Here is a 16,923-nt window from a genome sequence, read left to right as displayed (position 1 = left end):
TCAATCCCCTATAGTTTGCAACTCGGGTTATAATCATCTTCATGAAGACAGGCTTTGTTTACGACCCAATATACCTTGAGCACCACTGGAAGGGTCATCCAGAAAACAAGGACAGACTAATAGCCATAATACAAGAGCTTGAGAGAAGAGGACTTTTAAAGGAGCTTGTTCACATAAACCCCAGAAGAGCATCCGCCATGGAAGTCTCCCTAAACCATGACCCTGCATACGTTCAAGAGGTAGCAGACTTTTGCGCAGGAGGTGGTGGATACCTTGACCCAGACACTTATGCGGTGCAGAGCTCTTACGAAGTGGCACTTCATGCAGTGGGTGGAGTGCTTGAAGGCATAGACAGGCTTTTGAATAAAGAGGTAGATGCGGTCTTCTGTGCGGTAAGACCCCCAGGACACCATGCGGAACACTCTAAGGCTATGGGTTTTTGTCTATTTAACAATATTGCCATAGGTGCACACTATCTTCTCCAAAAGGGCTTTGAGAGGATATTTATAGTGGACTTTGACGCCCACCATGGAAACGGCACTCAAAGGAGCTTTTATGAAGATGACAGGGTTTTCTACTTTTCTTCTCACGAATATCCCTTCTACCCCGGCACTGGCTCCTCTAAAGAAAAGGGTGCAGGCAAAGGCTACGGTTCTACCCACAACGAACCACTTCCTGCGGGAGCAGGTGATATGGAGTTTGACAGGATATACGGTGAGGTCTTTCCTAAGCTATTCTACGAATACTCACCCCAGTTTCTTCTTGTTTCTGCAGGCTATGACGCTCACAAAGATGACCCACTAACATACCTTAACCTTTCCACAGAGGGTTTTGGAAGGCTTGTGAGCCATCTAATTGAGAGTGCTAAGAGGTTTTCTATACCTATCCTCTTTGCCCTTGAAGGAGGCTATAATCTAAGAGCTCTTTCAGAATGCGTAAGCCTTACTATACAAAAGCTCTTGGAGGCTTAAATGGATAAAAAAGTAAGGCATTACCTCTTTCAAGCTATATCTTTCATATTTGTAGCCTACGGCTTTTATCTTCTCTTTCTTTTTCTTCTTGATACCACGCTAAGAGTGAACAAGACTTTGGCTTATCCCTTTTCTATTGGAATTACTCTTTTCCTAATTACCCTTACCCTTTTATACTGGGTCAAAAAGAAAAGGCTTCCTTTGTAGAATCTCCGTGTGTATAATATTAAGTTGAACCAAAGGGCGATTAGCTCAGAGGCAGAGCGCCATCCTCACAAGATGGAGGTCGGAGGTTCAAGTCCTCCATCGCCCATTCCAAATCCTTATCACTCAAAGCCTTGAGAAAAGCCCTTCTTAAAAGCCTTGTCTTTCAATGAGATAGTTTTCAAAGCCTTGTGTGTCAAAGGTCTTACACTACAGAAAATTACAGGAAAACACAGGAAATTACGCCCAAAAGTTAACCTGTAGTTAACACTTCCAAGCATTGTCTGTCAAGGGTTTTAGGTGGTCTGGGTTAACTGGTCTGTAGGGTGTTAACTGTATGGCTTACCTGCCTACTGGTTTTTGAGACCCAGTCTGTTTTTCTGATTTTACGGCTATATATATAGGGTCGTAAAATCAGAAAAACAGGCAAATCCTTGTCTCTCAAGGCTCTGACCCACGCAGGCTTAAGACCTTACCACACAAGGTTTTGAGGCACTAACTAACCCATAGACCTATCCATGCATTGGTTAGTTAACTGACATTTTTTTAGGAAGGCAAGATGACCCCCATACACGTTGCCTTTAGACCTGTTATCTTGTGTGGTTCAATAAAACATAAATTTTTCTCGCTGGCATGCTTAAAAAATTCCTCATGGGCTTGGCTGTAGGCTTAAAAAATCCTTTTGTCAATGGCTGTCAAAACAAGCACTGGAGTGGTTGAGATTTTTTTAAGTTAGTGTGGGAAAGTATGCCTTTTTACGGGTGCTTTACTTGTTTAATCTGCATGGAATTTTTAAGCCAAGAGCGTAAAAGCCTGCACGCTGGCAGGCAAGTGCAAGCCTTTTTGAGGCGTTTTACGGGTATGAGGGTATTCCAGTGGACTTTTAGGGTAGGGTGGTAGGTGGGGGCAAGCCTTTTTATCCCCCCATCAGAAAACCCTACCCTCAAGCCTGTAGCTTACGATAAATCGTCCTCTTGAGGACTACCCCATCGTAAACCTCAATCCCGTTTACCCTAACCACAAAACTAACCCTTCCTTTTGTTTTCCTTGCCTTTTCCAAGAGGTTAAACACAAGCCTCTTGTCTACCCCCTCGTTCAAAAGCCTGTCAGCCTGTATGACCAAACTAAGGATATGCCTTACTTCCAGCTCAAGCATGTCGTTATCCTTTAGCCTGTAGCGTGCTTCATACACCTTTATCCTTGACCTACCTCTTTTCCAGTAGACCTCTATCTTGTCCTCATCCATCTCCTCGTAAACCCTCACACCCCTTTCCCTTGCCTGCTTGCATAACCGTGCTACAATGTCTCTTGCTTCTTCATGAGGGTCAGGTTGTAGAAAAGGTGGTAGGTATGAATAGCGGTTAAGGTTGTGTCTCCTGTATAGCTCTTCGTGGCTTAAGGTCTCGGGGTTTCTTACCACATCTTCCGAGAGAAACTTTTCAATGCTCAACCTCATGGTGCTACCTCCTTATGGTTTGCCTCATGCTACAGGGTATTATATTAGCCCCTATGCAAGGTCTTGACAATCCTCTTTCCCTCATAAACCTCAAGCCTGTCATTCCTGTCTACAAAGATGACTTTACCATTGGTCTCTTTTGCCTTCATCACTAAGTTAACGAGTAAGTCCCTGTCATAGCCTTCCTTCATAAGCCTGTCAGCCTTCATAACCAAGCCCAGCATAAGTCTTACCTCTTTTTCAAGCTCGTTAAGGTCTTTTTGCTTATACTTTACCTCGTAAACCTTTACCTCTTGCTCGTCCACTACCCAGTAGATTGCCAGCTTGTCTTTGTAGTGGACTTCATAAACACCTATGCCATATTGCCTAACCCAATCACACAAGCCAGCCATGACCTTCCTTGCCTTATCCCTCTGTGGGTCAAAAGGGAGCTTTACACCTTCTATGGGCTTTAACTCAGGCTTGTTATCGGTCTCAGGCGGGACTGGGTTTATTGCTTTAGGAGCGGGATCTTCTGTCAAAAATCTTTCTACCCCTAACCTCATGGTTTACCCTCCAGTGGCTGGTTTTTTTGAGATTGGGTCTCATTCCGTTCGTCTGATTTTACGGCTATATATATATAGGGTCGTAAAATCAGAAAAACAGGCAAACCCTTGACGCTCAAGGCTTTCGTGGGTTTAGAAGTCAGTAAGCAGGTCATCTGTAGCATCCCCTTGTCCCGAGGACTGTTGCCCCGAGGGTTTTATGTAAACATAGCCCTTACCTTTACTCTTTTGGCTTTTTTGGACTTCCAGTAGCCCTTTGTCTTGTATCAGTTTCAGTAGCTTTAGGGTCTTATCCCTGCCCCAGTCATACCAAGTCTTAGCCAATTCTATAATGTCCTGCCGTGTATACTCCTTGCCTTCTTCCATCAAGTCCAGTAGCCTCCGTGCGTCTTTTTCCAGCTTGCTTTCAGTGGTCTGGGGTTCAATCTTAGCTCCCTCTACTGTCAAGGTTATTACAACCAGTGAAGACCCCATAAATCGGAGTTTCCCCGCATGGAGATAGTATGAGTTGTCCTCTCTATTGATGTAATAAAGCCCGTCCGCATCACTCTTTATCACTGCTGACCCTCTGTATTTGGTCTCCACTGGCTGGCTATCATCAAAAGATGCGTATTTTTGTGTGTGGTGTAAGACCAAGACCGCATGTCCCATGTCCCTTGTCTCCTTTAGTTCTGACATAACCTCTCTCATGTCTCTATCTGAGTTAGGGTCATAGCCTCTTGAAAAACTTCCTAAGGTATCCACTATCACAAGGCATCTGTCTACGTTGTTTAAAAGCCTTTTGACCGCCTTCCACTTGCTGTTATCCTTACTTATGCTAACCTCCGCCTTTTGTCTTGAGAGAATGAAGAGGTTTTTTCCCAGTTCTTTGTAAAGGTCAAAATCCTCAAGCATCTGTTTTATGTATGGCAAGCTGTTGTCCGCATCAAGATAAACCACCTTTACTCCCTGTTTTATAGCTTGTTTTACAAGTCCGTAAGACAACCAAGTTTTACCCACTCCAGCCTCTCCACTCAAAACTACTACATAGCCGTATGGTAAAAAGCCCTCAAAAAGAAACTCAAGGTTTTTACCCTCTAAGTCCTCAGCCTTCAAAAACCACTCAAAGCCTTTAAGTGTTTCCTCTTCCTGTTGTTCTTTAATAGCCTCAAGGTCAAAAGGCTTGTAGTCAAAACCCTTAATGACCTCAAGTCTTTTCTCTCTATCCTCGCCCACAAGTTCAAGAAGGTCAGTGATATCACCGCCTTCCTTAAGCTCAAGACCCAGCTTTTTGGCTTCCTCAGATAGGTCTACCCAGTAGACCTCCTTAGCCACATTCAAAAGGTCAGTGCCTACCTTAACAAGCCATGTCTTGCCAGCTACATCGTTATCTGGAATGAGTGCTACTTCCATTCCCTCAAACTCTTTTGCCAGCTCTGGATGCCAGTCGTTAGCCCCACCAGAAGTAGTGGCATATAACCCCAGAGCTTTTAAGGTCTCTACATCCTTCTCACCTTCTACAAAGAAAATTGCCTTGCCTTTTTCCCTTGCTTTTTCCACACCATAGCCATTGTAGAGTAAGGGTGGACAGTCTTTTGGCTTGCCTACCACCCACATTTCCCTTTCATGGTCATAGTGTTCGTAAACAAAGGTCTTCCTGCCATCAGCATACCTTAGCTTCCTCTTCCTGTAGGCTGGGAAAAAGTAGTAGGGTGGTAGGTAGTAGTAGTAAGTCGCTTCCTCTTTTGGCTTGTCTTGTTTTAAAATCCCAGCCCTCTTGAGAAAGGTAATTGCATTAGACCGCCCAAAATCCTCGCCCTCAGTTTTGCCTTCAGTCTTATCCCACTCCCGAGCCAAACCTTCTATGAGTTTTACGATACTTCCAGTCTCTCCACAAGCAAAACAGTGGAAGTGTCCCGTTTTCATGCTTACTGACAAACTCGGATACTCGTCGTCATGGAAGGGGCATCTTATGACCGCATAACCTTTCTCTATATAAACCTTGCCACCTCTTTCCTGTGCGAGGGTTTCAATAAAGGTTGCTAAGGCTGATTGGTCTATTTTTAGTCCCTTGAGGTCTTCTGATTGCCTCTTCTTTTGGTTAGTGGACTGCTCGTTTTGGTTGACATACTGTTCCTCTTGGTTTAAAATTTCCTCAGGTTGTGTGTTTTGATTAAGGTCTTCCCTTTCCTTCATACTTCAACCTCCTTGCTTGCCTTTTTCTTTTGCCGCTCAACCCGCTTGAGGGCTTGTTCAAGGTCTCTTCTGAAAACATAAAGGGTATTACCCAGCTTACGGGCTGGTAGATGCCCCCTGTAAATCAACTGCCTTATAGCTTGGGGGCTTTTCCCAAGAAGGCTTGCAAGCTCCTTAATGGTGTAAATCTCTTTCATGTTAACACCTCCTTGATTGGTTTTTGCTGGGACTTAATGTAATCAGGTGTGTTGAAATGAGAAGACAAGGCAGTTGCTTGAAAAACCTTGTGTTTCCAGTGGGTAGTCAAAAGGATGTTTTTTTTGTGCAAATGTTCCTGAGCTTTTTAGGATTATCAAGGCAGGCAAGCATGGGGTTAACTGCCACCCCATGCCTTGCCTTCACTAACCCGCTCATGGCTTTTGTTTTGCTTTTTCTACCAAAAGTCTTTTGTTGCTTCTTGCTACTGGCACGCTGTTGACTGCCACTACAATGTCTCCGTCCATACCCTCTGCAGTCTCATAAACCTCTATCACAAGCCTGTCCTCGGAAAGGAAAGGCATAAGCTCCTCCTTGCTAAGAGGTATCCAGTAGATGACTTCTCTTAGCTCTGGCAATTCACCCTCTCCATACAGGTAGTGATGTTTAAAAGCCAGCCTGTCAATCCAGAAGAGCTTGCCATGTTCCTGCACCCTCTCAAAGTCCCAGTAAACCGTTGCATGTGGGAAAGGTAAAGGATAGATAAGCAAGCCAGTCCAGTAGTCTAAGGTCTCCACCATGTCTTGCTTAAGCTCTGTTAAGTCCAAAGTCCACTTTATCATGTCTTACCTCCTTTGCCTTTCATAAACAAAAGCTCAAGTTCTTTGGCAAGATAAATGAGTTCTTGCCTGTTAAGGCTAAAGTTGACCTTTACGGTGCTGTCCTTGTCTCCTTTCTTACCTTCTGACAAGGAAAGCATCACACCGCCATCCTCTGCTATGGATACGGTTAGCTTTTTGTAGCTTTCAGTCTTCTCGTTGTAGTGCAGGAGGCTGACCACCTCCTGCCAGCTGTTCTGTTTAGGCTTTTGGTTCATGCCACTACCTCCATAGAGTTTTGGTTTCTTCTTTCTAAGACCTCAAGGGCTTGTTTAACAAGGGACTGGATTTCCTCTTCTCTCTGGGTTAGCCTTTCCCATTCCTTTAGCAAGACATCCATACGGTCTCTACGGAGTTCCTCAATGACCGCCATACCACCTATCTTTGCAAGGTTGCCAAGGCACTTCCACTTAGCCTTACCATGTCCCACAGTTTTCCATACATACAGGTAGGTATGACCCTTGATGGTCTTGAGGCTATAACCTTGCTGGGTCATTAGCCTCTTGAGGGTCTTCTTCCTTGCCTTGACTTGCCTAAGCTCTTGGCTTAGGCTCGTTAGCCAGCCGTTTAAGAGTTGAAGGTCTTGCATGGTTAACCCTCCTGTCAAGGTATTGATAGGGGTAATTATAATCCTGTCTCTTAGTCCTGTCAAGTAGTCATGTCATAAAAAACGGGTTGACAGAGGCATGAGAGTTGATATAATTAGAAACATGCCAAGAGTAAAAGGAGCTAAAAGGCTAAGTAGCCTGTTGAGGATTGCAAGGATAGAGTTAAGAGTGCCAGAGGACTTAAAGGAATGGCTTACACAGAAAGCTCAAAAAGAAGGCAAGTCCCTCTCCCTCTTAATCACAGAAATCCTTGAGACCGCCCGTCAGAAAGAGGAAGATAAAGGACAAGATAACGCATAGGTGAGAGGGCAATCTTTATGAAGAGTTTAAGCCTACACCCCATGAGAAGGGTAAGACTTAAGCCATGTGTTGCAGTCAACTAACCACAAGACATTAGGTCATAAGGGTTGGTTAACTGCCATGTGGCTATAGGAGTTTAGGAATGAAAGGCAGTGAGGAAGTGAAAGAGCTAATAGCTTACTACAAGCACCTGTTTAGCCATGTGTGGAATGCTTTACTTTTGCTTACTGGTGGTCTTGTAGGGCTTGCTTTTAAGTGGGAGAGCCTGCTTGCAAAAGGGCTAATCTTGTCAGGCTCTTTAGTGTGGGTTTTTCTTTTTATTTTTGCTATCAGTTTACACATAAGAGCCAGAAGGCTCATAAGGAGGTTATAGCAATGGACAAGCTATTAGGCATTAGCATAATCGTATTAATCTCAGTCCTACTTTTGGGTATGATAGCCTACATGACATGGACTGTCTGGCATGATGAACCTAAGGGTTGAGGTCTGTCATGGCAAAGGCAAGAAAGAAAGGCAAAGTGTCTTACGGAGACAACCTTTATGAAATTCATGGGTCTTACTGGCTAAAGTTTACCTACAAAGGCAAAACATACTATGAGAGGATTGGCAAGGTTGAGGAACTGCCTCTGACAATGGCAAGGAACATAGCCATAAAGATAAAGCAAGAGATAATTCAAGGCACTTACCTGCCAGTAGAAGAGAAGGAGCTGACCTTTAAAGAACTGGCACAGGAATATCTAAAGTGGTATCACTCTACCCGCCCACATGCAAAGGCAAGGACAAGCTATGAGATAGAAAGGAAAGTCCACAAGCTCGTTGACTATTTTGGCACTATGGAGTTATCCAATATAAGCACCTTCACCATAGAGCAGTATAAACAGCATAGGCTATCCGCTGGAGTAAAGCCCAACACAATAAACTCAGAGCTTAACATTCTCAGAGCCATCCTCAAGAAAGCTAAAACCCTAAAGCTATACTCTGGAGACCTGCCAGAGGTTAAACTTTTCAAGGTAGATGACAGTAGGCTTAGGTTTTTAAAGCCAGAGGAGTTTGCCCGCCTACTACAAGCATGCCCGTCATGGCTAAGACCCGCAGTGGAGTTTGCAGTCTATACAGGTCTTAGAGCCAGTGAGATATTTAGCCTAAAATGGGAAGATGTGGACTTAGAGCATGGCACTATAGCTATAACCAATGCCAAGAATAATGAAATAGCAAGGCTTCCACTGGGAAAGCAAGCCATTGAACTCCTTAAAAGGCTTAAGGGCAATACTCCTCGCATAGGCTACATCTTTACCAACTCAAAAGGCAAGCCCTACAAGGTAGAGGACAAGACCTATCTAAAAGCATTTAAAACCGCATGCAGGAAAGCAGGCATACCAGACCTTAGGTTTCATGACCTTAGGCATACCTTTGCCAGCTGGCTTGCCATGAAAGGAGTAGACCTTTACACCATACAACACCTAACAAGGCATAAGTCCACAAGCATGGTAAAGAGATACGCCCACCTTAGCCCAGAGCATCTTAGGTCTGCCCTTGACACCCTGTCAGAGGTTATGGATAAATCTTTGCCCAAAAGTTAACCTGTAGTTAACACCCGCCACGAAAACCTTGACAGAATTAGGCTTTCACCCATCCTCACAAGATGGAGGTTGGAGGTTCAAGTCCTCCATCGCCCATCATCTACAAAGTTCAATATTGACAAATATCATATTCTGTCTATGTTTTAAGCATAACTACCTAAAGGAGGCTAAGATGGAAAGCCTTTATCATATATACAAAAGGAGGGGATACACAAGGAGAGATTTCTTAACCTCTGCCATTGCTATTTCTACAGCCCTTGGTTTACCTTCTTCCTTACTGCCAAAGGTTGTCAAAGCCCTTGAGGTAAAACCAAAACCTGTGGTGATATGGCTTGAGTTTCAGGACTGTGCGGGTTGCACCGAGTCTTTTATAAGAAGCACAAGCATATTGCCTACTGATGTCCTTTTAGATTACCTTTCCCTTGAATACCATGAAACCCTCATGTCTCCCTCGGGCTTTTATGCGGAAGAATCAAAGAGGGAAGCTATGGAAAAGTACAGAGGTAAGTATGTGCTTGTGGTAGAGGGTTCTGTTTCTCCTAAGGATAAAGGTGTATACTGCACTGTAGCCGGCAAGTCAAACGTAGACCTTCTCAGAGAAGCTGTAGAGGGTGCAGGTCTTATAGTAGCGGTAGGTAGCTGTGCCAGTTGGGGAGGAATACCACATGCCTATCCCAACCCTACTGGTGCCTTGTCGGTAAGTGAGGTACTAAAAGGAAAGCAAGTGGTTAACATACCTGGCTGTCCACCTATAGGAGATGTGATGGTTTCTGTAATAGCTAATTATGTGATAACAGGAAAGGCTCCTGAGTTAGATAGTATGGGCAGACCCAAGACCTTTTACGGACAGACCATTCATGACCGATGCTACAGGAGACCCTTCTACAACGCAGGCAGATTTGCCAACTCTCTTGATGATGAGGGAGCTAAAAAGGGTTACTGCCTTTACAAGCTTGGATGCAAAGGTCCTATTACCAGAAATGCCTGTGCCACCATTAGATGGAACGGTGGACTCAGCTTTCCTATACAGTCTGGACATCCCTGTTTTGGCTGTTCAGAGCCAGACTTCTGGGACAGGGGAATGTTATACACACCTCTTTCGGTGGTGAGCGGACGCTTTGGAATTAGGGAAGCTCTTGTGGGTGTTGCAGTGGGAACCGCGGTCGGCGTGGGCGTAGCTTACATGAATAAGAAGTCAAGAGGAGGGAAGTGATATGAGCGATGTTGCCTTTTATGATTTTGTGAGAGGTCCTTTTTTGAAGTTTGCTCTCTTTGTATTCTTTGTAGGTATAGCTTATAGATTTTTCAGAGTTATTTTTCTCGGAATGCCTCCAGATTACGCAAAGCCCAAGGGAAGCCCACCCTTTATGGCTCTCAAGAAGATAATCATAAAGCCCACCATGGGTTGGACCTTTAATGAGATATTCTCAAGGAGAGCCATAAACTTTATAGGTGGCTTTCTCTTTCATCTTGGTTTTCTTGGTCTTACCTTTTTTGTTCCAGCCCATGCCCTCCTTTGGAAGGAAATAACGGGCATACCCTTTCCAACACTTCCAAACATAGTCTCCGATGTTCTAGCCTATGCTGCCTTGGGCTCTCTCATTGCTCTAACAATTCATAGGGCTCTTAACCCTGTCTTAAAGTTGTTGACAGGCAAAGATGAATATTTTGCCAACCTTCTTATAGCCTTGATAATTTTCACAGGGCTTCTTGCAACACGCTGGGCAGGTGGTGGCAGTTATATATGGTTAGTCTCTCTTCATCTGTTCCTCGCTAACCTTCTTATCATATACATACCCTTTAGCAGGCTTTCTCACTTTGTATACTACTTTCTCTCAGTTGGTTTTATGGGATGGAACGCAGGCAAAAGGGGTGTTTCCTTTTAAAGGAGGTGTGCTATGGCTGTGGTTTTTTCAAAGGAAAGAGTTGGTCATGAGGAGGTGGAAAAGTTTTACCAGTTTTGTAAAAATAGCATAAACACAGAGGTGGCTTCTTATTTAGAAGCTTGTGTGCGTTGTGGCATATGCGCGGAGGCTTGTCTATTCTATATGGGTGAGAACGTCTCAGGAAGGATAGACCCAACCCTAACACCCGCCTACAAAGCAGACCTTTTAAGAGAGATATACAAGGAAAACTATACACTCCTTGGCAGATTAAAAAAGCTCTTTGGCTTTGGCTTAAAGATAGAACCAGAAGATCTAAAGGAACAGGTGAGGCTTGCCTTTTATACCTGCACCAACTGTGACCGATGCACCAAAGCCTGTCCTATGGGTATAGACACGCCAAAGCTCGTAAGCATAGTAAGGGGAGCTCTAACCTACGCAGGGCTAACACCCAAAGACCTTGCGGACGCAACCAACATGTCTGTTGAAAAGGGTAGCCCCTTAGGCGTAGATACTCAGACCTTCCTGCAGAGGATAGAGTTTATATCAGAAGAGTATGAGGTGGAAATCCCTGTGGATAAAAAGCCCTCTGAATATCTTTACATTCTATCATCCATAGAGCTTATGAAATTCCCAGCTTCTGTTGCATCCGCAGCAAAGGTTTTAAATAGGGCAGAGGTTAACTGGACTGTATCTAGCTTAGCCCACGAAGCTACAAACTTTGGGGTGTTTGCCCAGAGCAAGGAAGTAACTAAGGAGATGCTCAGAAGGATTGTTGAAGGAGCAAGGGAGCTCGGTATCAGATACATAATAGCACCAGAATGTGGCCATGCCTATCAATCCGTGAGGTTTATAGCTCCGAATGTATTTCCGGAGGAGTGGACCTTTGAGGTGCTGAATATAGTGGAATTCATAGATAAAATGATAAAGGAAGGAAAGCTCAAGATAAACAAGAAGGTTCTAAAGGAAAGGGCAACATTGCATGATTCCTGTCAAATAGGCAGGAGGGGAGGAGTGCTCAGAGAGCCGAGGAGAATCATGAATATGGTGTCTGAGGACTTCAGAGATTCTGTGCTCATACCGGAGCATAACATATGCTGTGGTGGGGGTGGAGGGGTTCTTGTTATAGGTGATGCGGACTACTACAGACAAAAGGCCTTCATATCAAAGATGACACTATTTGACAAGGCAAAGGCAAAAACTGTGGTTTGCTATTGTGCAAACTGTATGCTTGCACTTACAAAGAGTAGTCAGGAGCTAAAGAGAGACTACCGTTTTGTAAGCATAGTGGAGCTTGTGGCTGAAGCCACAGGGGAGGAATAAAAATGAAAAGACTTGTAGTGGACCCAATAACTCGTATAGAAGGACACCTAAGGATTGAAGCGGAACTTGAGGGTAGCACCATAAAATCCGCTTACTCTTCTGGCACTATGGTAAGAGGCATAGAGATTATACTCAAGGGGAGGGACCCAAGAGAGGCTTGGGCTTTTGCTCAGAGGATATGTGGTGTCTGCACCACAGTGCACGCCTTTGCCTCCATAAGGGCGGTGGAGGACGCTCTAAAGATAAATGTTCCAAAGAACGCCTCACTTATAAGAAAACTCATGATAGGAACTCTCTTTGTCCATGACCATGTGGTACACTTTTATCACCTACATGCCCTCGATTGGGTAAATCCAGTGCTTGCTCTTAGAGCAGACCCTATAAAAACCTCCGAGCTAGCCAGAAGCATATCCAACCATGAAAGGTCATCACCCTCTTACTTCAGAGAAGTTCAAGAAAAGCTAAAAGCACAGGTAGAGAGAGGACAGCTGGGTATATTCAACAAAGGATACTGGGACCATCCAGAATATAGGCTTCCACCAGAGGCAAACCTTATGGCTGTTGCCCACTATATAGATGCCCTCAACTGGCAGACATAGGTGGTGCAGGTTCACACAATATTTGGTGGGAAGAACCCCCATCCAAACTTTGCAGTGGGAGGCATGCCTTCGCCCATTGACCTTGATAGTGATACCGCAATAAACATGGAAAAGCTTGGAAGGGTCAAAACACTGATAGACCAGATGGTGGACTTTGTGGATAAGGTTTATCTTCCAGACCTGACTGCCATAGCCGGTTTTTACAGAGATTGGTTTGAAAAAGGAGAAGGCATTGGTAACTTTTTGGTGCTTGGAGAACCAGAGGGTGACTCTCACAGAGAAGGTAAATTTTTCATTCCACCCACCTTTATAAGAAACAGAAAACTGGAATCCTATGAAGATGTGGACTACTCAAAGGTGGAGGAGTATATTACCCATAGCTGGTATAGTTATTCTAAGGGGGATCAGATTGGGCTTCACCCTTTTGATGGTGAGACGGTGCTTAATTACACAGGTCCAGAGCCTCCTTATGAATTCCTCGATGTGGAGGGTAAATATAGCTGGCTTAAGGCTCCAAGGTATGATGGTTTGCCTGCGGAGGTGGGTCCTCTTGCCAGAATTTTATCTCTCTACGCAAGGGATATGCTTGGTGTAAAGGAATTGGTAGATTCTTATCTCTCAAAACTTGGACTTAACCACTCAGCCCTCTTTTCAACTATGGGCAGGACACTTGCCAGAGGCATAGAAACCCATATATACGCACACGCTATGAAAAGATGGTATGATGAGTTAATAGAAAACATAAAGTCTGGAGACACAAAAACCTTCAACTCGGATAAATGGGATCCATCCACATGGGAAAAAGATACAAAGGGTTTGGGACTTATGGAAGCACCAAGGGGCTCCCTCTCTCACTGGGTTCATATAAGAGATGGCAAAATAGAAAACTATCAGGCTGTGGTGCCTACCACGTGGAATGGCTCGCCAAGGGATGCAAAGGGTCAACCCTCTCCCTACGAGGTGTCCCTCGTGGGACACTCCCTTGCAGACCCTAAAGAACCTCTTGAGATTTTAAGAACCATACACTCCTTTGACCCTTGCCTTGCCTGTGCGGTGCATCTATATAAGGAGGAAGAAGAGCTGATTTCTATAAAGGTATTGTAGAAAAGCCAACGTTGTTGCATACTTTTATAAATATGGGCTTGAAGGAAAGTCTGGTTAATGTATCACCCTTTGTGTATATGCTTCCGAAGGGCACGATACAGGGTCAAAAAGTTCCAGTTTATTTTTATCTTAGCGAGAAGCTCTTTGAACTCTTAGAGGAGGATGCTATAAGGCAGGCAGGCCACGCCGCAACCTTACCAGGGGTGGAAAAGGCTATATATGTGATGCCAGACGTGCATGTAGGCTACGGATTCCCTGTGGGTGGCGTAATGGCAACAGACATAGAAGAAGGCATAATAAGCCCAGGGTCCATAGGATACGACATAAACTGTGGAGTAAGACTTATAGCCACAGATCTCACTGCGGATATGGTCCAGCCTGTAAGAAAAGAGCTCATGCAGGAGATACTCAAAAATGTTCCTGCAGGTGTAGGCTCAACAGGAAAGCTTAAACTTTCAAAGGCTGAACTTTCTGAGGTTGCGATAAAGGGTGCTCGCTGGGCTATAGAGAGAGGCTTTGGTTTTGAGGAGGACCTGCAGCATATAGAGAGCAACGGCGCACTTCCTAATGCTGACCCATCAAAGGTTTCAGACTTGGCTTTTAAAAGAGGAGCAGAAGAACTTGGGACTGTGGGTTCTGGAAATCACTTTGTGGAAGTGCAGTATGTGGATGAGATATATGACGAAGAGGTGGCACAGAGGCTGGGGCTAAGCCTTGGACAGGTTACCATAATGGTGCATTCAGGCTCAAGAGGTTTTGGACATCAGGTGTGCGTAGACTACCTAAAAGTTGCAAGGGAAGCCCTCAAGAAATACAAAATAGATATACCAGACATGCAACTTGCCTGCATGCTTTTTCCCTCTCCAGAAGGTCAGGACTACTTTAAAGCTATGAACTCTGCGGCAAACTATGCCTTTGCCAACAGACAGATACTGGGATATCTGACCGCGGACACGGTTCGCAGGTTTTTTGGACTTTCATGGGAAGAGCTTGGCTACAGGCTTATTTATGACCTTGCCCATAACATAGGTAAGGTTGAAGAGCACAAGGTGGATGGCAAGAGGAAAAAGCTACTCGTTCATCGCAAAGGTGCCACAAGGGCTTTTCCACCCTACAATTCAGACATCCCTCCCGACTATAGAGATATAGGTCAACCTGTGCTTCTTCCTGGAGATGTGGGAAGGTATTCCTTCCTGCTTGTGGGTCAAGAGAGTAGTATGAATATGAGCTTTGGAAGTGCTTGCCATGGAGCTGGGAGGCTTATGTCAAGGACAAAGGCAAAAGAGTTTGTAAGGAAAGAGGGGCTTGAAAAGGTACTTAGCGGTCTCGTGGTGGTGGCAAGGGGCAAGGGAACCGTTGCGGAAGAAATTCCACAGGCTTACAAGGATATCTCAGAAGTTGCCTATGTGGTTCATTCCCTAAGTATAGCCAAATTGGTAGCAAGGTTTAAACCATTAGGCACTTTGAAAGGTTAAGTGTTATAATAAGTAATTCTGGAGGAACTTATGGGTGAGTTTGAGAAATTGCTTGAAGAAAGTCTTGAGATGAAGGAAATAAAAAGAGGGGAGGTGATAAAGGGAAGGGTGGTAAAGGTAGATGAAAGGAATCTCTATGTGGATATAGGTTACAAGGTAGAGGGTATAATACCTAAGGAAGAGCTACCAGATACAAAGGTGGGTGATGAAATAAAGGCTGTGGTCGTTAGGTTTACCAAGAATGGCTCCCCTCTCTTGTCTTACAAGAAATATCTTGAAAACAAGCTAACGGGCTTTTTGAAAGCCTGCTATGAAAAGGGCAAATTCATAACAGGGACGGTGGTAGAAAAAAGAGACGATGGCTATATAGTAGATGTGAGCGGTTTAAAGGTTTTCCTTCCTGCTAAGGAAGCTCTTAGAAACCTCAGAGAAGGCAAAAAAATAGTGGCAAAGATAATAGAACTCAAAAAAGAAGAGGATGGTCTTAAGGTAACTCTCTCCCAAAGGGATTATATAAAGGCTCAAGAAGAAAAGAAGAAGACAAGACTTCTTTCTAAGATAAAAGTGGGAGATGTGGTAGAGGGCAGGGTGATAAAGATAGACCCAGATAAGGGTATAACCTTGCTGGTGGGTAGTGTCCTAAGGGCCTTCTTGCCTCTTGAGGAGCTTAGCTGGGGTAGGGACAGAAACCCATACAATTACGCAGAGATAGACGAAAGACTAAGGGTAAAGGTCAAGAGAATACCCAAGGATGGGCAGTTCATATTTGTGAGCTTAAAGGAAACAAAGGAAAACCCATGGCGTAAGGCGGAGCAAAGCATACAAAAGGGTCAAGTGTTAAACGGAAGGGTGGTAGAGATAAGGGAAAATGGTCTTATCCTTGAGGTTATGGAGGGTGTAGAGGGCTTTGTGCCAAAGGAAGAGATATCTTACGATGGAACTACACCCAAGAAGGCCGATAGAGTGTCCGCTCAAGTGCTTGACTTTGACCCCAAAAGGCATAAGTTGGTTCTCAGCATAAAGAAAACCCTTCCAAAACCGTGGGAAGAGTTTCTAAAGGAACATCCAGCTGGTAGTAGAGTTGTGGGAACTGTGGAAAGGATAGAGGGGGCAAAGGCTATAGTCAGTCTCGAAAAGGGCGTGCAGGGTATTATCCATAGGGCTGATCTTGCTTGGGTAAAACCCGGAAGGATAGAGGAAGTGCTGCAGGCAGGTCAATCTCTTGAGTTTGCGGTGCTTGGGCTTGATGGAAGGTTCGTAAAGCTCGGTCTTAAACAACTTACAGAAAACCCTTGGGAGACAGTTCTTAAAAATTACAAAGTGGGAGATAGGGTAAAGCTAAAAGTAAGGAGTATGCACCCCTTTGGTGCCTTTCTGCAATTTCCAGAGGGTATAGAGGGTCTTTTACCCATATCGGAGATACCAAAGGGTGTGAAACTTCAGGAAGGTCAAGAGGTGGAAGCAAAAATAATAGAGCTTTCTCAAGACAAGATAACCTTTAGCATGAAGGAGAAAGAAGAGGAGAAGAAGGAAGATATAATAACCACCTCAGACAAGGGCTTTACACTGGGTGACATACTCAAGAAAAAGATGAAAATATGAAAAAGAAAACCCTCGTTGAGAGGCTACACGAAGAGTATTCTCATGTTTACTCAAAGAAAAGGGTCTATAAGATGATAAACTTTCTGTTAGATAGGATGAGGGAAGGTGTAGCCTCTGAGGACGGTCTAAAGATTTCAGGCTTTGGCAGTTTTAAAAGAAAGGGTAAGCGAGTTCTTTTTAGACCAAGCAAAAAGCTCATAAGCAGGTTGAAATTAGAAGCTAAAAGGCTTAAAATGTAAACTCT

General features: G+C 44.4%; 18 protein-coding genes, 1 tRNA gene and 1 pseudogene. 13 read left to right on the top strand and 7 right to left on the bottom strand.

What is annotated here, in order from left to right; translation table 11 throughout:
• The first annotated feature begins 41 nt into the window (after window positions 1–41).
• The 3 genes from IAE16_RS05245 to IAE16_RS05235 all read left to right on the top strand — a co-directional run bounded on the left by IAE16_RS05245 (window position 42) and on the right by IAE16_RS05235 (window position 1,284).
• Complete coding sequence (locus tag IAE16_RS05245; RefSeq protein WP_323699682.1) at window positions 42–971, top strand: histone deacetylase family protein; 930 nt, start codon at window positions 42–44, stop codon at window positions 969–971.
• On the top strand, window positions 972–1,178 hold the full coding sequence (locus IAE16_RS05240) for a hypothetical protein (RefSeq protein ID WP_323699681.1): 207 nt from the start codon (window positions 972–974) through the stop codon (window positions 1,176–1,178).
• Between the two features lie 34 nt (window positions 1,179–1,212).
• Window positions 1,213–1,284 (top strand) — tRNA-Val (locus IAE16_RS05235).
• An 834-nt stretch (window positions 1,285–2,118) separates the two neighbouring features.
• Here the strand turns inward: IAE16_RS05235 and IAE16_RS05230 are convergent.
• The 7 genes from IAE16_RS05230 to IAE16_RS05200 form a co-directional block, all read right to left on the bottom strand.
• Entirely contained in the window at window positions 2,119–2,631 is a 513-nt protein-coding gene (locus IAE16_RS05230; protein ID WP_323699680.1) for a hypothetical protein, read from the bottom strand.
• A gap of 44 nt (window positions 2,632–2,675) precedes the next feature.
• On the bottom strand, window positions 2,676–3,176 hold the full coding sequence (locus IAE16_RS05225; RefSeq protein WP_323699679.1) for a hypothetical protein: 501 nt from the start codon (window positions 3,174–3,176) through the stop codon (window positions 2,676–2,678).
• A 132-nt stretch (window positions 3,177–3,308) separates the two neighbouring features.
• Window positions 3,309–5,351 (bottom strand): AAA family ATPase, encoded by a 2,043-nt coding sequence (locus tag IAE16_RS05220; protein WP_323699678.1) that lies wholly within the window; start codon window positions 5,349–5,351, stop codon window positions 3,309–3,311.
• The gene (locus IAE16_RS05215; RefSeq protein WP_323699677.1) at window positions 5,348–5,548 is read right to left on the bottom strand and encodes a helix-turn-helix domain-containing protein; all 201 of its coding nucleotides are present in this window, start codon (window positions 5,546–5,548) and stop codon (window positions 5,348–5,350) included. The genes IAE16_RS05220 and IAE16_RS05215 overlap by 4 nt, the downstream gene beginning before the upstream one ends.
• Before the next feature lie 213 nt (window positions 5,549–5,761).
• Window positions 5,762–6,169, bottom strand: a complete 408-nt coding sequence (locus tag IAE16_RS05210; RefSeq protein WP_323699676.1) for a hypothetical protein — start codon at window positions 6,167–6,169, stop codon at window positions 5,762–5,764.
• Complete coding sequence (locus tag IAE16_RS05205) at window positions 6,166–6,423, bottom strand: hypothetical protein (RefSeq protein WP_323699674.1); 258 nt, start codon at window positions 6,421–6,423, stop codon at window positions 6,166–6,168. The genes IAE16_RS05210 and IAE16_RS05205 overlap by 4 nt, the downstream gene beginning before the upstream one ends.
• Complete coding sequence (locus tag IAE16_RS05200; RefSeq protein ID WP_323699673.1) at window positions 6,420–6,794, bottom strand: hypothetical protein; 375 nt, start codon at window positions 6,792–6,794, stop codon at window positions 6,420–6,422. Before IAE16_RS05200 ends, IAE16_RS05205 begins: the two co-directional genes overlap by 4 nt.
• Before the next feature lie 97 nt (window positions 6,795–6,891).
• Between IAE16_RS05200 and IAE16_RS05195 the strand changes: the two genes are divergently transcribed.
• The 10 genes and pseudogenes from IAE16_RS05195 (at window position 6,892) to IAE16_RS05150 (ending at window position 16,918) form a co-directional block, all read left to right on the top strand.
• The gene (locus IAE16_RS05195; RefSeq protein ID WP_323699672.1) at window positions 6,892–7,113 is read left to right on the top strand and encodes a ribbon-helix-helix domain-containing protein; all 222 of its coding nucleotides are present in this window, start codon (window positions 6,892–6,894) and stop codon (window positions 7,111–7,113) included.
• A 142-nt stretch (window positions 7,114–7,255) separates the two neighbouring features.
• Window positions 7,256–7,486: a hypothetical protein gene (locus IAE16_RS05190; protein ID WP_173834342.1), complete on the top strand. Its 231-nt coding sequence runs from the start codon at window positions 7,256–7,258 to the stop codon at window positions 7,484–7,486.
• A gap of 118 nt (window positions 7,487–7,604) precedes the next feature.
• On the top strand, window positions 7,605–8,693 hold the full coding sequence (locus IAE16_RS05185; protein ID WP_323699671.1) for a tyrosine-type recombinase/integrase: 1,089 nt from the start codon (window positions 7,605–7,607) through the stop codon (window positions 8,691–8,693).
• A 172-nt stretch (window positions 8,694–8,865) separates the two neighbouring features.
• The gene (locus IAE16_RS05180; protein ID WP_323699669.1) at window positions 8,866–9,906 is read left to right on the top strand and encodes a hydrogenase small subunit; all 1,041 of its coding nucleotides are present in this window, start codon (window positions 8,866–8,868) and stop codon (window positions 9,904–9,906) included.
• 1 nt (window position 9,907) lies between these two features.
• Entirely contained in the window at window positions 9,908–10,579 is a 672-nt protein-coding gene (locus IAE16_RS05175; protein ID WP_323699668.1) for a hypothetical protein, read from the top strand.
• Window positions 10,580–10,591: 12 nt separating this feature from the next.
• Complete coding sequence (locus IAE16_RS05170; RefSeq protein WP_323699667.1) at window positions 10,592–11,899, top strand: (Fe-S)-binding protein; 1,308 nt, start codon at window positions 10,592–10,594, stop codon at window positions 11,897–11,899.
• A gap of 2 nt (window positions 11,900–11,901) precedes the next feature.
• Window positions 11,902–13,602: pseudogene (locus IAE16_RS05165) on the top strand (nickel-dependent hydrogenase large subunit).
• A gap of 32 nt (window positions 13,603–13,634) precedes the next feature.
• On the top strand, window positions 13,635–15,077 hold the full coding sequence (locus tag IAE16_RS05160; RefSeq protein ID WP_323699666.1) for an RtcB family protein: 1,443 nt from the start codon (window positions 13,635–13,637) through the stop codon (window positions 15,075–15,077).
• A 30-nt stretch (window positions 15,078–15,107) separates the two neighbouring features.
• Window positions 15,108–16,679: a S1 RNA-binding domain-containing protein gene (locus IAE16_RS05155; RefSeq protein WP_323699664.1), complete on the top strand. Its 1,572-nt coding sequence runs from the start codon at window positions 15,108–15,110 to the stop codon at window positions 16,677–16,679.
• Window positions 16,676–16,918, top strand: a complete 243-nt coding sequence (locus tag IAE16_RS05150; RefSeq protein WP_323699663.1) for an HU family DNA-binding protein — start codon at window positions 16,676–16,678, stop codon at window positions 16,916–16,918. The genes IAE16_RS05155 and IAE16_RS05150 overlap by 4 nt, the downstream gene beginning before the upstream one ends.
• The last annotated feature ends 5 nt before the right edge of the window (window positions 16,919–16,923 follow it).

Origin of the sequence: Hydrogenobacter sp. T-2, from assembly GCF_033971325.1 — a bacterium.
Taxonomy (GTDB): Bacteria; Aquificota; Aquificia; order Aquificales; family Aquificaceae; genus Pampinifervens; species Pampinifervens diazotrophicum.
This window is presented reverse-complemented; position numbering and strand designations above follow the sequence as displayed.

Bases quoted from the DNA above. Each gene is read 5' to 3' on its own strand.
- IAE16_RS05245 (WP_323699682.1), top strand. From the start codon at position 42: ATGAAGACAGGCTTTGTTTACGACCCAATATACCTTGAGCACCACTGG.
- IAE16_RS05240 (WP_323699681.1), top strand. From the start codon at position 972: ATGGATAAAAAAGTAAGGCATTACCTCTTTCAAGCTATATCTTTCATA.
- IAE16_RS05230 (WP_323699680.1), bottom strand. From the start codon at position 2,631: ATGAGGTTGAGCATTGAAAAGTTTCTCTCGGAAGATGTGGTAAGAAAC.
- IAE16_RS05225 (WP_323699679.1), bottom strand. From the start codon at position 3,176: ATGAGGTTAGGGGTAGAAAGATTTTTGACAGAAGATCCCGCTCCTAAA.
- IAE16_RS05220 (WP_323699678.1), bottom strand. From the start codon at position 5,351: ATGAAGGAAAGGGAAGACCTTAATCAAAACACACAACCTGAGGAAATT.
- IAE16_RS05215 (WP_323699677.1), bottom strand. From the start codon at position 5,548: ATGAAAGAGATTTACACCATTAAGGAGCTTGCAAGCCTTCTTGGGAAA.
- IAE16_RS05210 (WP_323699676.1), bottom strand. From the start codon at position 6,169: ATGATAAAGTGGACTTTGGACTTAACAGAGCTTAAGCAAGACATGGTG.
- IAE16_RS05205 (WP_323699674.1), bottom strand. From the start codon at position 6,423: ATGAACCAAAAGCCTAAACAGAACAGCTGGCAGGAGGTGGTCAGCCTC.
- IAE16_RS05200 (WP_323699673.1), bottom strand. From the start codon at position 6,794: ATGCAAGACCTTCAACTCTTAAACGGCTGGCTAACGAGCCTAAGCCAA.
- IAE16_RS05195 (WP_323699672.1), top strand. From the start codon at position 6,892: ATGAGAGTTGATATAATTAGAAACATGCCAAGAGTAAAAGGAGCTAAA.
- IAE16_RS05190 (WP_173834342.1), top strand. From the start codon at position 7,256: ATGAAAGGCAGTGAGGAAGTGAAAGAGCTAATAGCTTACTACAAGCAC.
- IAE16_RS05185 (WP_323699671.1), top strand. From the start codon at position 7,605: ATGGCAAAGGCAAGAAAGAAAGGCAAAGTGTCTTACGGAGACAACCTT.
- IAE16_RS05180 (WP_323699669.1), top strand. From the start codon at position 8,866: ATGGAAAGCCTTTATCATATATACAAAAGGAGGGGATACACAAGGAGA.
- IAE16_RS05175 (WP_323699668.1), top strand. From the start codon at position 9,908: ATGAGCGATGTTGCCTTTTATGATTTTGTGAGAGGTCCTTTTTTGAAG.
- IAE16_RS05170 (WP_323699667.1), top strand. From the start codon at position 10,592: ATGGCTGTGGTTTTTTCAAAGGAAAGAGTTGGTCATGAGGAGGTGGAA.
- IAE16_RS05160 (WP_323699666.1), top strand. From the start codon at position 13,635: ATGGGCTTGAAGGAAAGTCTGGTTAATGTATCACCCTTTGTGTATATG.
- IAE16_RS05155 (WP_323699664.1), top strand. From the start codon at position 15,108: ATGGGTGAGTTTGAGAAATTGCTTGAAGAAAGTCTTGAGATGAAGGAA.
- IAE16_RS05150 (WP_323699663.1), top strand. From the start codon at position 16,676: ATGAAAAAGAAAACCCTCGTTGAGAGGCTACACGAAGAGTATTCTCAT.